The sequence below is a fragment of the Acidithiobacillus ferrivorans genome (assembly GCF_016250455.1).
GTDB classification, from domain to species: Bacteria; Pseudomonadota; Gammaproteobacteria; order Acidithiobacillales; family Acidithiobacillaceae; genus Acidithiobacillus; species Acidithiobacillus ferrivorans.
Map to the genome: position 1 here is coordinate 1,361,849 of NZ_CP059488.1, position 16,291 is coordinate 1,378,139.

At 58.6% G+C, this 16,291-nt stretch carries 13 protein-coding genes; 9 read left to right on the forward strand and 4 right to left on the reverse strand.

Annotated features, from left to right (window positions below; all coding sequences use genetic code 11):
• From H2515_RS06755 to H2515_RS06765, 3 genes are all read right to left on the reverse strand, one after another.
• Positions 1 to 1,962, reverse strand: coding sequence for a lytic transglycosylase domain-containing protein (locus tag H2515_RS06755; RefSeq protein ID WP_232821599.1), 1,962 nt, complete (start codon positions 1,960 to 1,962; stop codon positions 1 to 3).
• Positions 1,963 to 1,975: 13 nt separating this feature from the next.
• On the reverse strand, positions 1,976 to 2,170 hold the full coding sequence (locus H2515_RS06760; RefSeq protein WP_198661253.1) for a hypothetical protein: 195 nt from the start codon (positions 2,168 to 2,170) through the stop codon (positions 1,976 to 1,978).
• A gap of 127 nt (positions 2,171 to 2,297) precedes the next feature.
• Positions 2,298 to 5,636 carry a DEAD/DEAH box helicase gene (locus H2515_RS06765; RefSeq protein WP_198661254.1) on the reverse strand — a complete coding sequence of 1,113 codons (3,339 nt, stop codon included), beginning with the start codon at positions 5,634 to 5,636 and terminating at the stop codon, positions 2,298 to 2,300.
• 176 nt (positions 5,637 to 5,812) lie between these two features.
• On the opposite strand from H2515_RS06765, the gene H2515_RS06770 reads away from it, so the two are divergent.
• Both H2515_RS06770 and H2515_RS06775 read left to right on the forward strand, forming a co-directional pair.
• Complete coding sequence (locus H2515_RS06770) at positions 5,813 to 7,267, forward strand: phosphomannomutase (protein ID WP_232821600.1); 1,455 nt, start codon at positions 5,813 to 5,815, stop codon at positions 7,265 to 7,267.
• Positions 7,251 to 7,559, forward strand: a complete 309-nt coding sequence (locus H2515_RS06775; protein WP_014029196.1) for a hypothetical protein — start codon at positions 7,251 to 7,253, stop codon at positions 7,557 to 7,559. Before H2515_RS06770 ends, H2515_RS06775 begins: the two co-directional genes overlap by 17 nt.
• A gap of 12 nt (positions 7,560 to 7,571) precedes the next feature.
• On the opposite strand, the gene H2515_RS06780 is transcribed toward H2515_RS06775, so the two are convergent.
• Complete coding sequence (locus tag H2515_RS06780) at positions 7,572 to 9,164, reverse strand: ABC-F family ATPase (RefSeq protein ID WP_014029195.1); 1,593 nt, start codon at positions 9,162 to 9,164, stop codon at positions 7,572 to 7,574.
• A gap of 200 nt (positions 9,165 to 9,364) precedes the next feature.
• Between H2515_RS06780 and H2515_RS06785 the strand changes: the two genes are divergently transcribed.
• Genes H2515_RS06785 through H2515_RS06815 form a run of 7 tightly spaced genes read left to right on the forward strand, consistent with a single transcriptional unit; the run spans position 9,365 to position 16,280 of the window.
• Entirely contained in the window at positions 9,365 to 9,781 is a 417-nt protein-coding gene (locus tag H2515_RS06785) for a hypothetical protein (protein ID WP_232821601.1), read from the forward strand.
• Positions 9,778 to 10,416: a type II toxin-antitoxin system toxin DNA ADP-ribosyl transferase DarT gene (gene darT / locus H2515_RS06790; protein ID WP_206385734.1), complete on the forward strand. Its 639-nt coding sequence runs from the start codon at positions 9,778 to 9,780 to the stop codon at positions 10,414 to 10,416. Before H2515_RS06785 ends, darT begins: the two co-directional genes overlap by 4 nt.
• An 18-nt stretch (positions 10,417 to 10,434) precedes the next feature.
• Positions 10,435 to 11,493, forward strand: a complete 1,059-nt coding sequence (darG, locus tag H2515_RS06795; protein ID WP_198661256.1) for a type II toxin-antitoxin system antitoxin DNA ADP-ribosyl glycohydrolase DarG — start codon at positions 10,435 to 10,437, stop codon at positions 11,491 to 11,493.
• Complete coding sequence (locus H2515_RS06800) at positions 11,490 to 13,208, forward strand: site-specific DNA-methyltransferase (RefSeq protein ID WP_232821602.1); 1,719 nt, start codon at positions 11,490 to 11,492, stop codon at positions 13,206 to 13,208. Before darG ends, H2515_RS06800 begins: the two co-directional genes overlap by 4 nt.
• A complete protein-coding gene (locus tag H2515_RS06805; protein ID WP_198661257.1) occupies positions 13,205 to 13,369 on the forward strand; it encodes a nucleoside/nucleotide kinase family protein in 165 nt (54 codons plus the stop codon). The genes H2515_RS06800 and H2515_RS06805 overlap by 4 nt, the downstream gene beginning before the upstream one ends.
• Positions 13,351 to 13,536 (forward strand): hypothetical protein, encoded by a 186-nt coding sequence (locus H2515_RS06810; RefSeq protein ID WP_198661258.1) that lies wholly within the window; start codon positions 13,351 to 13,353, stop codon positions 13,534 to 13,536. Before H2515_RS06805 ends, H2515_RS06810 begins: the two co-directional genes overlap by 19 nt.
• Positions 13,533 to 16,280, forward strand: coding sequence for a DEAD/DEAH box helicase family protein (locus H2515_RS06815; RefSeq protein WP_198661259.1), 2,748 nt, complete (start codon positions 13,533 to 13,535; stop codon positions 16,278 to 16,280). The genes H2515_RS06810 and H2515_RS06815 overlap by 4 nt, the downstream gene beginning before the upstream one ends.
• The last annotated feature ends 11 nt before the right edge of the window (positions 16,281 to 16,291 follow it).

Consider the following 16,291-nt stretch of genomic DNA (forward strand, 5'->3'; position numbering starts at 1 on the left):
TCATTGTGTCTGGCCCATTACTTCGCCAAGACGCCATTGCGGCCAGATGGCTTGGGGTTTCTGGTCTAAAATGGCGGCGTAGACAACGGTGTTGGTAAGCACGCTCTGTACATAGTGGCGGGTCTGTTGGAAGGGGATGTTCGCGGTGAAAATCGGACCAGCCCATGGCCCCGGGGGTGGTGTCCAACGGTTCAGCCAGCGTTGTGGTGCGCCGGGTCCGGCGTTGTAAGCGGCCGCCGCCAGCAACTCGGAGCCGCCAAAATGCTGTTGCTGAAGGCTGAGATAGTGAGAACCCAAGGTCAGGTTACCGCTGACGCTGTGCAGATCGGCGTTGGCGGCTGCGGCTACATGGGTCTGTAGCCACTGGGCTGTGGCAGGCATCACCTGCATCAGCCCCTGTGCGCCGACGTCGGACTGGATGCCGAATGCAAAACCAGATTCCTGTCGGATCAGACCGGCCAGGAAGGCGCGGCGCAGGCCGGTCTGGGTGGCGGCAGCGTTGATTTTCTGTGCATAGGGAAGCACATAGCCTTGTTGCCAGTCTTCTCCCCCGCGAATCAGACTGCTCGCATGAATACCCAGCAACCACGCCTCATGCTGAAAAGCCACCTGGGCCGCCGCTTTGATCTCCGCCGTCCCGTTCAGCCCCTTCAAAAACTGGTCCCATTCGGTGAGGGCGTCGAAATAGAGTCCGAGATGATAGAGTGTGATTGCGGTCCGCTCGGGGGCATTATTACCGGGTGTGGCGCGCGCTTCGGTCGGTGCGGGCGGATCGCCAGGCTTTAAGGTCAGTGGCTTGTTGAGGGTCGCCATAGCCAGTTGCCCGTAATAAGTCCAGGGAGATTCCAGAGCTGCCAGCAAAGTGTGGGCAGCCTGCGTATGTCCGCGGTGCAGCAGCGCGACGGCGGACCAGAATTGCCACTGCCGCTGCTGGCGTTGGACGGCGTCCATCTGCTGTGTGGCCTGCTCAACCATGCTCCAGTTGCCATCGCGCAAAGCGGTACGCACCATCCAGGCCAATAGTTGTGGCCGGGGGCGAAACTGCGGATCAGCGGCGTAGGCTTGCGCATACCAGTGTCCGGATTCGGAACGAAAGGACAGGGTGGCATGATAGGCACTGTTATAAAGTACCAGCGACTTATCAGCAGAAGAGAGAACGCCGAGGGTCCGCACAAACTGTGCCGCCTGCGCGGGGTGAGTGGCAGCGAGGCGCAGCAGGGCGAGAACCAGTAGATGGGTCTGGCCAGTTGGCCATTTGTTGCTGCCATAATGCTGAATCTGCTGAGATATCCACGCGGCAGGTGCAGTCACCGTCGGCGCAAGCTGGCCGGATTGCGCCGCGGGTAAAAAAGGCGCAAAGCGCAGTGCAGCGTCAAAAGCGGAAGCCTCGTACATTTGTTGCAGGCGCAGCCACAGTTCTGGTGGCGTGATTTGCCCCTGTTCCAGATAAACACGCGCCATGGCGTTGCAGGCATGATCATTCGCTGCGGCGCCGCTCCAGAGGAAGAATGGGGCGACCACCATGCTGGTGCTGAGCAGTGGATCGCGTGCGGCGTCACAGCGCAAGCTGATCAGATCGGGGATGCTGCCAGCCTGAAACACCCGGGTAAAATCTGACCAGTCTTTGCGCTGGGCGAGTTCCGCCAGCCACTGTTGGCGCAACAAATGATGCGCTACCCCGCTCGGATAGTGCTTCGCATAGCGTTGATACTGGTCTTGGGTCACGGATTTGAGGCGGGGTTGCAGAGACCAGTACCCTACCCATGGCCCCATGTAGGTATTTTCTAATTCAGGTAGCGCGTTGGCGGCAGGGCGATAATCACCCTGGGCGAAAGCGCTTGCCGCCGAGTTCAGGAGTCGCTTCTGAACGGCGTTGAGGGTGTCGGTCGCCGCAACTGCCGTACCGCAACTCACCAATAATGCCAGCGACATCAAGACCGCTGCAGGGCGCGGAAGGCGCATTTTCAAGACGGCTTCAAACACAGCCATCGACTGCGGCGCTGGGGATGGAGGCAAGCCGCTGAGGATGGTCTTTAGCCAGGAGAGTGATATGCAAAACAATCCGTCCGCAAAGATTCTTGCCGTGACCTATCACGCCATGAGATTCGCCATTGGCAGCCGCTTGCTGAAAAATGGCGATCATTTTATCTGCTGTCCGTGCTGCTTTCATACGTCTTGCTTCCTAGAGTTCGCCGACGAAATCAGATGGCTTGCAGGGCTGACCAGTGCGCCTCTGGCTAACCCCATCTATAATGCCACCAAGCGTGCCATTCAGGAAGCGTCGTGGCTCGGGTGCCTCAGCGCCGGGTTTCGGGCAGCGGCGCGAGAAGAGAGGCAAGATCGTCAGGACCGAAACGGAGCTTTTCTTTCTGCGCTTTTTCCAGCACGCCGGCGGCGAGGATGGCCTTTTTCTCCTGCAATGCCAGAATTTTTTCCTCAATACTCCCGGCAATAATCAGTTTGTAAACAAAAACCTGACGTTTCTGGCCGATGCGGTGGGCACGATCAGTGGCTTGATTTTCGGCGGCGGGATTCCACCATGGATCATAGTGAATTACGGTGTCTGCTGCCGTGAGGTTGAGGCCGACCCCGCCCGCCTTGAGGCTGATCAGGAAGAGCGGCACTTCACCGCGCTGAAAGCGGTCGATGGGCGTCTTGCGATCCTGAGTACTGCCAGTGAGTAGCACGTAAGGGATATGCATCTTGTCGAGGCGTGCACTGATCAGGGCGAGCATCTCGGTGAATTGTGAAAACAGCAGAATCTGGCGACCTTCCGCCAGCAATTCCGGAATCATCTCCATGAGCAGCGACAGTTTGGCGCTCTCCTGTACTTTACGCGCCTTCTCGCTCTTGAGCAGGCGCGGGTCACAACAGACCTGGCGAAGTTTGAGCATGGCGTCGAGGATGACGATCTGGCTGCGTTGAAAACCTTTGGCGGCGATTTCCTGGCGGATACGTTCATCCATGGCACTGCGCACGGTTTCATAAAGGTCGCGCTGAGCCCCGTCAATATCCATGGAGCGGATGATGATGGTCTTCTCGGGGAGCTCTTTGGCGACTTCTTCCTTGCGCCGACGCAGGATGAACGGGCGTACCCGGCGGGCAAGCAAATCCAGACGTTCAGCATCTCCATGGCGTTCAATAGGCCCGCGCCAGACGCGCTGGAAACTGCGCTGGTCACCGAGAAACCCGGGCAGAAGGAAGTCGAATTGCGCCCAGAGTTCGCCAAGATGGTTTTCCAGCGGTGTGCCGGTGAGGGCGAGTCGGTGCCGGGTGGGGATCTCGCGAATAGCTTCGGCGGCGCGGCCCTGCGCATTTTTGACCATCTGTGCCTCGTCGAGAATCAACAGATGAAAACTCTGGACCTTGAGTGTCTCAATATCTCGCCAGACCAGGGGATAGGTGGTAAGAATCAGATCATTGCTGGGTATTTCAGCAAAGCGACTGCTGCGCTCTTTACCATGCAGGGCGAGCACTCGTAGGTCGGGGGCAAAGCGCTCTGCTTCTTCCCGCCAGTTATGGATCAGGGAGGTGGGCATGATGATCAGGGCGGGATCGGTCAGGCGGCCGCTCTCCTTCTCCAGCAGGAGATGGGCGAGAGTCTGTGCGGTTTTGCCGAGGCCCATATCGTCCGCGAGAATGCCACCTAAGTGGTGCTCGCGCAGAAATTGCAGCCAGGCAAGCCCATCCTGCTGATAAGGGCGCAGAGGGAGGGCGAAACCGGCGGGTAGCGCGACTGGTGTAATCTCCCCATTCTGGGGCAGGCGCTTAGCCAGGGCGCGCACGGCATCCATACCCTCGCTACGCCACTGGCTGTTATCCGCCAACTGGGTGAGCCGTGGCGCGTCAAAGGCGGACATCCGCAGAGGGCCTGGAGCGCCAAGGCTGAACAGGTCGATGAGGGTGCCGACCAGTGGCTTCAGGCGATCTGCCGTGGTCTGGATGGGCACACCCGCCGGGGTGTGCAGGTGAACGTGCTCATCATCCGGGATCGTGCTGAGACCACCCGGATCCAACCAGCGCGGATCGCGGGCGAAGAGGGCGCCAAGCAGGGGGGGTAGTGCCAGCCGCTTGCCGTCTACCACGATGCCGACATCCAGGCCCAGCCAGCCTTCTTCTTCGGCGCCATCCACCTGCATATCCCATTCGTCCACTTGCAGGAAGTAATGGCGGAAGCCATCGGGCCAGCGCACTTCCCAGCCTTGTTCGCGAAGCGCTTCAACACGCGTTGTCATGAATCCGTCCCAGTCGGCCTCACTGGTTAGCCCGTAGATGGAATGCGGCAACAGCGACAAACTGTGGAAGATGCTGTCGTTGACGGGCTTCAGGCCGGTTTTGCCCAGTGCTTGCAACGCCCGCTTTTCGGCAGCCGTGTCGCGTTTTATGCGAACCATTTCGCCATTGTTGAGGGTCTGGATGACACTGTCGTCGTCTATGGCGATGTGCGCGGGACCATACACAAAAGTGGGTTGCGCATAGTCGAAGCGGCAGCTAGGGCCCCATTGGTCGGCATAGTCGCGGTGCGCTTGAATGCCGAGGAGTGCCAGGGTGTCGCACCAGAGCAAGGCTTGCAGCGGCGCAGCAATCTCCCGTAACTCTTGTTCGGGATCGGTCACGGGTGCGGGGAGTCCAGGCGCCGACTGTTCCAGCATCTCACGCAAAAGGGTGGCTTCTTGTGCATTAAGGGGGGGGGCCTGTAACAGATCGCGCAGGACCGTGACCGGCATGTCCGTGTCGATCGGGCCGATTTCCTGGGTTTCTCCATCCAGATACCAGGTGATATCCAGGGGCAGGTAGCCGCTGGCGGCTGGCGTGGTTTCCAACGCTGGAGACTGCTCCCCACCCTTGCCGACTTTCCAGGTCAGCGTGCCGGGCCGGTTGTCGCCCAGGCGCAGGGCTGGGTTGCTTAGTGTGTTGCCGAAGAGACGCCCTGTACCTGCGAGTAAGGCGAGCACTGCGGCGCCGTGGCGGGGGCCGAGATCAAATTCACCGGTTTGGCTGGCGTAGGGGTCTTCCAGCAGCAGGCGCCGCAAGGCGCGTTGATCCGTTTCGTCAATAAAGCTGGGTGGGCGGCGTAGAGCGCCTTCAAAATTGTACCAAAGAATGAGATCGGTACATTCTCCCGTCTTGTTCAGGCGAGCCTTGCGGCAGCTGAGTACCGGACCCTGATGGCGCCTGCTGTTTAGTTCCAGCAGCCAGTATAGGGCGTAAGTGCTGGTCGAGGGCTTGCGTTTGGGCGGATCCAGGTGGGAGCGCAGTTCGCTCAGCCATTGCATCACATGGGGGCGCAACACCGGCGTCGGCGCCGTGTTGCTGCGCTGGGCGAGGAGGGCGAGCAGCACTGCTGTGACATGCTTGCAGCGACCTCCCACCGGACAGGTACACAGCGTCACCAGGTGCCCCTGGCTGAGGTGAATGTCTACCCGGTACGGCTTGCGTGCCGTGCCCTGAACCAGGGCGCTGAGGTCGGTGCTGCCGCGGTGCTCCAGATGGCTGATGGATTTCTGATAAGGCTGGGCCTTGCGAATCTCCAGATCACCCAGCCAACTGCGGATGTCTTCATAGCTGTACGTCTCCAGCGTGGGCATCGTACTGGCGTTGCGGTGCCAGTTCATCCAGTCGTTTTTGGTAGGCATGGGTTTGCTCAGTGGGGTAACCATTATCAGGAAATGCACTCGGGCGACGCCGCAGCGCAAACCGCAGATAGTACACAGTCGAGGGGTAAGAGGGGAAGCAATTCGAACTGGTCGCCAGTATCACCGCCAGCGCCTTACCGTTATCATGAGCGGAACAGCGGGCACAGAGAGGGCTGATGATGGTGGCTTTTGGGACGAGTGGATTGCGGGGGCTGGTGGTAGATCTTACGGATCAGGTCGTTTATGTACACACGCGGGCCTTTCTGCGCTATCTCGCGGAAATCGGCGAGTTTCACGCCGGGGACGCGATGATACTGGGCGGCGACCTGCGTCCGAGCACGCCGCGGATGCTGGCTGCGGCCTGGGCAGCCGTCCTGGCGGAAGGTGGGCAACCGGGTTTTGCCGGATATCTTCCCGCACCGGCACTGGCTTTTGCGGGCTTGACGACGGGGGTACCATCGCTGATGGTCACCGGCAGTCATATTCCGTTTGATCGCAACGGCATTAAATTTAACCGCCCGCATGGAGAACTGATGAAGGCGGATGAAGCCGGGATTCTGCGTCAGGATGTGACGGTGGATGCGGCCCTTTTCGATGCTGTGGGCGCGCTGCATAAGTTACCTGTTTTGCCCGCTGCCGATCCGCGCTGGCTGACGCTCTATCAACAGCGTTACCAGGTTTTTTTCGGCGCGGACAGCCTTGCCGGATGGCGATTGGGCGTCTACCAGCACTCTGGCGTCGCCCGTGATCTGCTGGTAACGCTGCTGGAGTCGCTGGGTGCCGAGGTGCTGCCCCTGGGGCGCTCTGCGGATTTCGTGGCGCTGGACACCGAGGCCCTGCGCCCCGAAGACACGGTTCTGGCGCAGCGTGCGGTGGCTGAGCACCATCTCGATGCGCTTCTGACTACGGACGGCGACGCTGATCGTCCCATGATCGCTGACCATGAAGGTCACTGGTGGCGTGGCGATGTGCTGGGGATTCTGACGGCCCATGCTTTAGGCGCCCATACGGTAGTCACACCGGTAAGCAGCAATACGGCGCTGGAATTGTCCGGCTTTTTTCCGGAAATCCGGCGCACCCGGATTGGCTCTCCTTATGTCATAGCGGCGATGCAGGTCGCTTTGCAGGAAGGACAGGCACCGGTCTGCGGTTATGAAGCTAACGGTGGTTTTCTGCTGGGTAGCCCGATCACCCGGAATGGCCACACCCTGGCGGCACTCCCCACCCGCGATGCGATTCTACCCATGTTGACGGTGCTCACGGCGGCGAAAGAGCGGGGCGTTCCCCTGGCGAATTTGCTGGCCGATCTCCCACCCCGCTTTACCGCCAGTGACCGCTTGCAAAATTTCCCCACGGTGCTGAGCCAGCAGTATCTGGATGCCTTTCGCAGCGCGGATAAGGTGGCCAATCTTGCGGCCTTCAGTTCTGCCTTCGGAGCAATTGTGGGCGGCGCGCAGCACATGGATTTGACGGACGGTATTCGGGTGACCCTCGCGCAGGGCGGCATCATTCATCTGCGACCTTCCGGTAATGCACCTGAACTGCGTTGCTACACGGAGGCCGATAGTACGGAGCAAGCCGAAACCATGCTGTGTGCCGCCTTACGGATTATGGATGGCTGGCGTGTCTGAGCGGCGGGTGCGGCGCATCTCTTTTCCACGCGTCTGGTGGGTGTACATCGGCACCGGCCTGATTATTGCCGACCTGCTGCTCATGGTGCTGCGCTATCTGGGTGTGGTGTTCAAGACTAACGCCGTGGCGGAGCTGGCGGTCCACCATGGCGTCGATGCCGAGGCGCAAGGCCTGCTGCATCTGGCGAATGTGTTGAATATGGTTCACTGGAAATGGATCGGCGAAATTTTCCTGGTCGGCGTTGTTTTACTCTTTATCGGAATGTGGAAACCCTTTTATCGAAAAAAATAATTCCGCCAATCTTCAGCCCGTGCCCTGACTGCGCAGATAATCCTCATAGGTGCCCTTGAAGTCCTGGATACCCTGCGGGGTAAATTCGATAATGCGGGTGGCCAGTGACGAGACAAACTCCCGGTCGTGACTGACAAAAAGCAGAGTTCCGTCGTATTTCTCCAGGGCTGAGTTGAGAGACTCAATGGATTCCATGTCCAGATGGTTGGTCGGCTCATCGAGAATCAGCACATTCGGTTTCTGCAGGGTGAGCTTGCCGAAGAGCATCCGGCCCTTTTCGCCACCGGAGAGCACCTTGACCGAACGATTGACCTGATCCTGCCCGAAGAGCAAACGGCCCAGTACGCCACGGATCACCTGATCATCATCGCGCTCACCGCGCCACTGGCACATCCAGTCGAAAAGCGTCATGTCCACCGCAAATTCCGGGGCATAATCCTGGGCGAAGTAGCCGATCCGCGCATTTTCCGCCCATTTTATTTCACCGGCATCCGGTGTTAATTCACCTACCAGACAGCGCAACAAGGTGGTTTTGCCCAGGCCATTGGAGCCGATAATGGCAAGCCGCTCGCCCGCCTCCACATGTAGGCGCATTTTGTGAAACAGACGCAGTTCGCCAAAGGATTTGCTCAGATCCTTACCATCCAAGGCATTGCGATAGAGTTTACGTTCCTGATTAAAGACCAGATACGGATTCTGGCGGCTGGAGGGCTTCACCTCTTCGAGCTGGATTTTCTCTAACTGGCGGGCGCGGGAAGTCGCTTGCTTGGCCTTGGAAGCATTAGCAGAGAAGCGACTGACAAAGCCCTGCAGTTCCGCCATTTTTTCTTTTTTCTTGTCATTATCGGCAAGTAACTGATCCCGTACCAAGGTCGATGCCTGCATATATTCATCATAATTACCGGGATACATACGCAGCTCGCCATAATCCAGATCAGCCATATGGGTACAGACGCTGTTCAGAAAATGACGGTCATGAGAAATGATGATGATGGTACTGCTGAGGTTGTTGATAAGATCTTCCAACCACTGAATGGTATGAATATCGAGGTTGTTGGTCGGTTCATCCAGCAGCAGAATGTCCGGGTCGGCAAAAAGCGCCTGCGCCAGCAGCACCCGCAGTTTCCAGCCCGGCGATACCGCCGCCATCAACCCGCCGTGCTGCTCCAGCGGAATACCCACACCGCTCAGCAATTCACCGGCGCGGGACTCAGCTGCATAGCCGCCCAACTCGGCGAACTCACCCTCTAAATGCGCCACTTCCATCCCTTCTTCGTCGGTCATCTCCGGCAGGGCATAAAGGCGATCGCGTTCCTGTTTGACCCGCCAGAGTTCGGCATGGCCCATAATGACCGTGTCCAGCACGGTGCACTCTTCAAAGGCAAACTGATCCTGCCGCAGCTTGCCGAGACGCTCGCCGCTACTCAGGCTGACGTGTCCGGAGCTGGGCTCCAGATCGCCACCGAGAATCTTCATCAGCGTCGTTTTGCCGCTGCCATTGGCCCCGATGAGGCCATAGCGGTTGCCGTTGCCAAATTCGACAGAGACGTTTTCAAAGAGGGCTTTGGCCCCGAACTGCATGGTGAGATTGGCGGTGCTGAGCAAGATCGACTCCGGATAATCGGTAACTGGGGCTGATAACGGGCGCGATGATAACATTGATTCGCTTGGCGCGTCCTTACTATTCGATCAGCAGGGTGGCGTATGGATAGCTTTTCACACAGGATTTAGTATCCTCTATAGATACCCATAACATGACAAGCCCGCTCAATTGACCCTTTTGACACCCTACCAAAGCCAATACTATGCATGTCGATGCAGATAGCAGGGTACTGAATGAAGATGCGCATGCACGCCAATGCGCCTTGCTGCAAACCATCAATCAGCGCAACCTTGGCTACTTCGAGCAGGAACTGCTCAAGCTCGACGCTTGGGCTGACGACCTCAAACTGGGCCTTGAGCAAGAGATCAAGAGCATCGACGTCGAGATCAAGGATGTGCGCCGTCTGGCGGCAACCTCACCGACGGTGGAGGGGAAGCTGTCATGGCAGAAGAAACAGCGTGAGCTGGAAGCCAGGCGCGGCAAGCTGCGCCGCGACTTGTTCGCCCGCCAGGACGAAGTCGAAGCCCAGCACAACGACCTGATCACACAGTTTGAAGGGCAACTACAGCAGCAGGTTGAGGAACACACGCTGTTCACCTTCGAATGGGAGTTGAAGTGACGCCCTCCAACATTAAGATCTATCATATCGCTCATATGGATCGTCTGCCCTCCATCAGTGCTGACGGCTTCCTGTGGTGCGATGCGGAGGTCGTGCGGCGCGCGCCTCCGGGCACGACCATTGGCATGAGCAGCATCAAGCTACGGCGGTTGAGCGAATTGCATCTCAGCAGCTACCCAGACCTGCGTGTCGGCGACTGTGTGCCGTTCTATTTTTGTCCGCGTTCCGTCATGCTTTACCTGATCTACCAGGGCAACCATCCGGAACTGAACTACAGCCAAGGACAAGGACCGATCCTGCATTTCGAAGCCGACCTGCACGCAGTTGTCGCGTGGGCCAACGCGCAGCTCGTGCGCTGGGCTTTCACTCTGTCGAACGCAGGCTCCTATTTCTTCGAAGATCGAAACGATCTCGCACGTCTCGACGAGATCGACTGGAACGCCGTTCAGGCGCGCGATTGGCGGCAATGCAAGGAGGGCAAACAAGCGGAGTTTCTGCTGGAGCATCGCTTTCCCTGGCACCTGATCGAACGCATCGGTGTTCAATCGCCTGTCGTCTACCGGCAGGTGGTCAACGCCCTTCCCGCGAATGGACATCGGCCCTCGGTCGAAGTCCGCGCGGACTGGTATTACTGAAACGAGAGGAGCACAGCCATGATCGAACTCACTTGCGGCGACATCCTCAAGAGCGAAGCAGACGCGCTGGTCAACACCGTCAACTGCGTCGGCGTGATGGGGCGCGGCATCGCTCTGCAGTTCAAGAACATGTATCCCGATAACTTCAAGGCCTACGCCGCCGCCTGCAAGCGCGAGGCCGTGCAGCCGGGCCGCATGTTCGTCTACGAGACGGGGCAGCTCACGCCGCCGCGCTTCATCATCAACTTCCCGACCAAGCGCCACTGGCGAGGCAAAAGCCGCATCGAGGACATCGACGCTGGCCTTGCCGATCTGGTCAAGGTTGTGCGCGACAAGGGCATTCGCTCCATCGCCATTCCGCCGCTGGGCGCAGGCTTGGGTGGGCTGGACTGGAACGAGGTGCGCCCTCGTATCGAGCATATGCTGACAAAGCTTGCCGACGTGCGAGTGCTGGTGTTCGAACCCAATGGTGCACCAGCCAACGACAAGATGGTGCATGTACGCGAGGTGCCCAAAATGACGGAGGGGCGCGCCGCCCTGGTGGAGCTGATGCAACGCTATCTGGGCGGCCTGCTCGACCCGTTCATCACCCTACTGGAAGTCCACAAGCTGATGTACTTCATGCAGGAAGCCGGTGAGCCGCTGCGGCTCCGGTACGTCAAGGCGCCCTACGGGCCCTATGCCGAGAACCTGCGCCATGTGCTGCGCGCAGTCGAAGGCCATTTGATTGCAGGTTACGCCGACGGCGGCGACGCGCCCGACAAACCGCTCACCCTCGTGCCCGGCGCGGTCGATGAAGCCAGGGATTTCCTTGATCAGCACGAAATCAGCCGCGTCCGCTTCGAGCACGTGACCAAACTGGTGGAAGGCTTCGAGTCGCCCTATGGCCTGGAACTCTTGGCCACCGTGCATTGGGTGATGAGCCGCGAGGGTGCGACCCAGCGCGACAGCGTGGAACGTCAGGTCTACGAATGGAATGCACGCAAACGGCAGTTCACGCCGCGTCAGCTTGCCATCGCGGAAGAACGACTTAGGTCACAAGCTTGGCTTGAGGCCACAGGCCATCACACGCCATGAGCAAACAAAAACTCGAACTCACCTGGATCGGCAAGGACAAGCGACCCAGGCTAGAGCCGCGCATTTTGCTGGAAGACCCGGCGCGTTCGTATCACGCGGCGCACCGGGTAACGGAACACGACATTTTCGACAACCGACTGATATTTGGCGACAACCTGCTGGCCTTGAAGGCGCTGGAGGCGGAGTTCACTGGCAAGGTGAAGTGCGTGTTCATCGACCCACCCTACAACACGGGCAGCGCGTTCACGCATTACGACGACGGGCTGGAGCACTCGATCTGGCTGGGGCTGATGCGCGACCGGCTGGAGATCATTCGGCGATTGCTGTCGGAGGATGGGTCGCTGTGGATCACGATTGATGACAACGAAGCGCATTACCTCAAGGTATTGTGTGATGAGGTGTTTGGGCGGGCGAATTTTGTGGCGAATGTGGTTTGGCAGAAGAAATACGCTGTCGCCAACGACCATAAAACCATTGCACCCATGCACGATCACTTGCTTGTATATCGCAAGACAGAAAGCTGGCAGAGAAACCTGATTCCGCGAACAGAAGAGAAGGATAGGCAGTACAAGTTCGAGGACGATAAGGGGATTTTTCGCACAAGTGATTACACCTGCAGCAAGTCGTTTGAGGAGCGCCCCAATCTCTACTATCCGATTATCCAGCCGAATACTGGCGAAGACATATTGCCCAGCAAAACGCGCGTTTGGGCGTACTCGAAAGATGAGCATCTTCGGCATGTGACCGAAGGCTTCATTTACTGGGGAAAGGACGGTTTGGGTAAAACGCCTTCGTTCAAGCGATATAAGCACTTACTGCGTAATCAAGGCGTAGTGCCGCAAACATTGTGGTTACACGAGTATGCGAGCCATACAGACGCCGCGAGAAAGGAGGTGCGAGCCGTACTGGGTAGTTCATCGCTGGCTGACGATTTCATTACCCCAAAACCAGAGGGCTTGATTCAACGAGTCCTAGAGATCGCCACCAACCCCAACGACCTAGTCCTCGACTCTTTCGCCGGCTCCGGCACCACCGGCGCGGTCGCCCACAAAATGGGTCGGCGCTGGATCATGGTGGAGCTGGGCGAGCACTGCCACACCCACATCATTCCGCGCCTGAAGAAGGTGATCGACGGCGACGACCCCGGCGGGATCACGCAGGCCGTCGGCTGGCAAGGCGGCGGCGGTTTCCGCTATTACCGCCTCGCGCCCAGCCTCATCGTCAACGATCGCTGGGGTAACTCGGTGATCAACCCCGACTACAACGCGGCGCAACTGGCCGAGGCGTTGTGCAAGCTGGAGGGCTTCAGCTATGCGCCGTCGGAAACCCGCTGGTGGCAGCACGGGCATTCCAGCGAGCGCGATTTTATCTATGTCACCACGCAGAATCTCTCGGCCGAGCAGTTGCAGGCTTTGTCGGATGAGGTGGGCGGCGAGCAAAGCCTGCTGATCTGCTGCGCCGCCTTCCACAGTGTGACCGCTGCCAGGGCCGCCGAGCGCTGGCCGAACCTGACGCTGAAGAAGATTCCGAAAATGGTGCTGGCCCGCTGCGAATGGGGGCACGACGATTACAGCCTGAACGTGGCGAACCTCCCGATGGCCGCCTCGCCTGAGCCAACCGATGCGTCCGCCGTCCCGTGCTGGGGTGCGAAGGTGCATGGAGGGAAAACGGCAGATTCCCGCCAAAGTGGCTTGTTCCAGGAGGGGGAGGTGTGAAAAAAGTCATCATCATCGCCGGGCCAAACGGGGCTGGCAAAACCACATTTGCTCGTGCTTTTCTGCCCGCCGAGGCGGATGCCTGGGCGCTTTACGACAATGCAGGCACCGAGCCCGTAATAATGGAATGGGGAGAACAGCCATGGCCCAGCAGGAATTAGCAAAAGCTAAAGATCCGGATTTGCGTTCTTCGTTGCAAGCTATGCGGCGCGCCGCGTTGCAGGCACGCAAGATTGCCATACAGACGGAAACCAGCATCATCATTGTGCGGAATGAGCAGTTGGTGCGACTCAGCGCCGAGGTGCTGCGTCGGGATCCCACTGCATGAATCAGCGCGTTCTGCATCACGTCAGCGGGCGATTGTCGTTGCGCCCGCCGCAAGCGGAATCGTTGGCCAAGCTGGTACAGGCGCTGGACGCGGCGCCGGAAATGCTCGCGCACGAGCGCGATATGACGGCGATTCTGTCCACGCTGAAAGCACAGTTCGTCACGTTGGAAGATTTTGAGCGCGAGTTCCCTTCGCTGTGCTTCGCGCTGGCTACGGGGGTGGGCAAGACGCGGCTGATGGGCGCGTTCGTCGCCTATCTGCATCTTGCGCATGGCATCAACAACTTTTTCGTGCTGGCGCCAAACCTGACCATTTACAACAAGCTGATCGCCGACTTCACGCCGAACACGCCGAAGTATGTATTCAAGGGCATTGGCGAGTTCGCGCAGCAGTCGCCAGAGATCATCACCGGCGACAACTATGAGCAGCGCGGTGGCGGCACGCTGGGCCTGCTTTCGCCGGTGACGATCAACATCTTCAATATCTCCAAGGTGAACTCGGAAGTGCGCGGTGGCAAGGAGCCCCGTATCAAACGGATGCGCGAGGTGCTGGGCGACAGCTACTTTGACTATCTGGCCAATTTGCCAGATCTGGTGCTGCTGATGGATGAGTCGCATCGTTACCGGGCACAGGCAGGTATGCGCGCCATCAATGAACTCGGCCCACTGTTTGGGCTGGAATTGACCGCGACGCCATTTGTCGAAAGCAACCGCGGGCCGGTGCCTTTCAAAAATGTCGTGATGGATTACCCCCTCGCCCGGGCTCTGGAGGATGGCTTCGTTAAAGAGCCCGCTGTGGTCACCCAGCGTAATTTCACCGCCAGCGCCCATACACCCGACGAATTGGAGAAAATCAAACTGGAAGATGGGGTGCGCCTGCATGAAAGCACCAAGGCCGAGTTGCTGACCTACGCCCGCGAAAATAGGGTCAACGTGGTGAAACCCTTCATGCTGGTCATCGCGCGGGATACCACCCACGCTACCCAACTCAAAGCGCTGATCGAAGCAGATGCCTTCTACGCCGGGCGTTATGCGCAAAAGGTCATTCAGGTGGACTCCAGTCGTACCGGTGCGGAGGAGGAGGTGATGGTCACCCGCCTGCTCGCGGTAGAAAGCGTCGATGAACCCACGGAAATCGTGATTCACGTCAACATGCTCAAGGAAGGTTGGGATGTGACCAACCTCTACACGATTGTGCCGCTACGCGCAGCCAATGCCCGCACCCTCATCGAGCAATCCATCGGACGCGGCCTGCGCCTGCCCTATGGCAAGCGCACCGGCGTGGCGGAGGTGGACCGACTGAACATTGTCGCCCACGACAAGTTTCAGGAAATCATTGATGAAGCGAACCGGGGTGACTCACCCATTCATTTGCAGCAGGTTATTCTGGACGCGCCCGGGAGCGATGATCAGAAAGTCAGCGTCCAGGTGGTTTCTGGCGTGATGGCGCGGCTGGGTCTTGCTGGCGTTGCTGACGACGCGTTGGTGGTAGCGGGTGACGTTGGCGCGACACCTGCCGTTTTTGCACCTGTTTTTAACACGGCAGCAGAACGGCAAGCTGCGCGCATGGTACTGGATGTAATCGGCAGCTATGAAACCCGGCGTGACTTGGTACCTGTTGCGGGCGCGCTGCGGGATGCAGGGATACAGGCACAAATCAGGGCTGAGGTGGCTGAACGACTGAAACCGCTTCAAGGCAATCTGCTGGCTGGTGCGGGAGAAGGAGAAAGTGCGCCGGATCTGTCCGCCGTGGTGGCGAAGACCACCGAAATGCTGATCCAGCAGAGTATAGATATTCCCCGCATCGCCGTGGTGCCGACGGGCGAAGTCACGACGGGTTTCCACCCCTTCCAGTTGGCGGCCCTGCCGAATTTTCAGCCCGGCCAACGGGAGATCGTCGGTCAGGAATTGCGCGGTAATACCCAGTTTACCCTCAGCGGTGGCAGTGGTCTGCGGGAGCGGCGATTGGCTGACTATCTTGTCAAAAAACTCGTGGATTATGATGATATTGATTACTTTACCCAGGCGGATTTGCTGTATGACCTTGCTGAGCAATGTATCACCCATTATGAGGCGCAAAATTACGCCGAGAGCGAGCTGCATGAGATTCTGAATACTTACGGAGGTGAACTTGCCCGACTGATTCACGCCGAAATGATGGCGCATTTCTGGGAGGCAGCGACCGGCTATGAGGTGCAGGTAAGCCGGGGTTTTACGGCGCTGAGGCCATGCAATTATACGGTAGCGGCAGGGCAGGGCGTTCACCACTTTCGGGAAACGGTCAGCGAGCCCGGCCGCATCAAGCAGATGCTCTTTGGCGGCTTTGCGCGTTGTCTGTATCCATTGCAAAAATTCGACTCTGATACGGAGCGTCGCTTTGCGGTCATTTTGGAACGCGATGCCCTGAAATGGTTTAAGCCTGCCAAGGGACAATTTCAGATGTACTACAAGCTGGGTGCCGAACAGCCCGAATATATCCCGGATTTCGTCGCGGAAACCGACACAACCGTTTTTATGGCGGAAACCAAAGCGCGCAGTGAACTCAACACGCCGGAAGTCCGGGCCAAGGCAGCGGCCGCTGCGCGCTGGTGTAAACACGCATCGGATCATGCCGCGCAGGTCGGCGGCAAGCCCTGGAAGTATCTCCTGATCCCCCATGATGAGGTGGTAGAATCCAAGAGGTTGATGGACTTTTCCCGTTTTGAAGTGGCGGATGTGCAAGATAGACAGATGTTGATAGCTTGACAGATTCGCTC

Excerpts from the sequence above, each read along its gene's own strand:
- H2515_RS06785 (WP_232821601.1), top strand. The coding sequence starts at position 9,365 with ATGCATGTCGATGCAGATAGCAGGGTACTGAATGAAGATGCGCATGCA.
- H2515_RS06815 (WP_198661259.1), top strand. The coding sequence starts at position 13,533 with ATGAATCAGCGCGTTCTGCATCACGTCAGCGGGCGATTGTCGTTGCGC.
- H2515_RS06760 (WP_198661253.1), bottom strand. The coding sequence starts at position 2,170 with ATGAAAGCAGCACGGACAGCAGATAAAATGATCGCCATTTTTCAGCAA.
- H2515_RS06810 (WP_198661258.1), top strand. The coding sequence starts at position 13,351 with ATGGCCCAGCAGGAATTAGCAAAAGCTAAAGATCCGGATTTGCGTTCT.
- H2515_RS06800 (WP_232821602.1), top strand. The coding sequence starts at position 11,490 with ATGAGCAAACAAAAACTCGAACTCACCTGGATCGGCAAGGACAAGCGA.
- H2515_RS06755 (WP_232821599.1), bottom strand. The coding sequence starts at position 1,962 with ATGCGCCTTCCGCGCCCTGCAGCGGTCTTGATGTCGCTGGCATTATTG.
- H2515_RS06765 (WP_198661254.1), bottom strand. The coding sequence starts at position 5,636 with ATGCCTACCAAAAACGACTGGATGAACTGGCACCGCAACGCCAGTACG.
- H2515_RS06770 (WP_232821600.1), top strand. The coding sequence starts at position 5,813 with ATGATGGTGGCTTTTGGGACGAGTGGATTGCGGGGGCTGGTGGTAGAT.
- H2515_RS06775 (WP_014029196.1), top strand. The coding sequence starts at position 7,251 with ATGGCTGGCGTGTCTGAGCGGCGGGTGCGGCGCATCTCTTTTCCACGC.
- darG (WP_198661256.1), top strand. The coding sequence starts at position 10,435 with ATGATCGAACTCACTTGCGGCGACATCCTCAAGAGCGAAGCAGACGCG.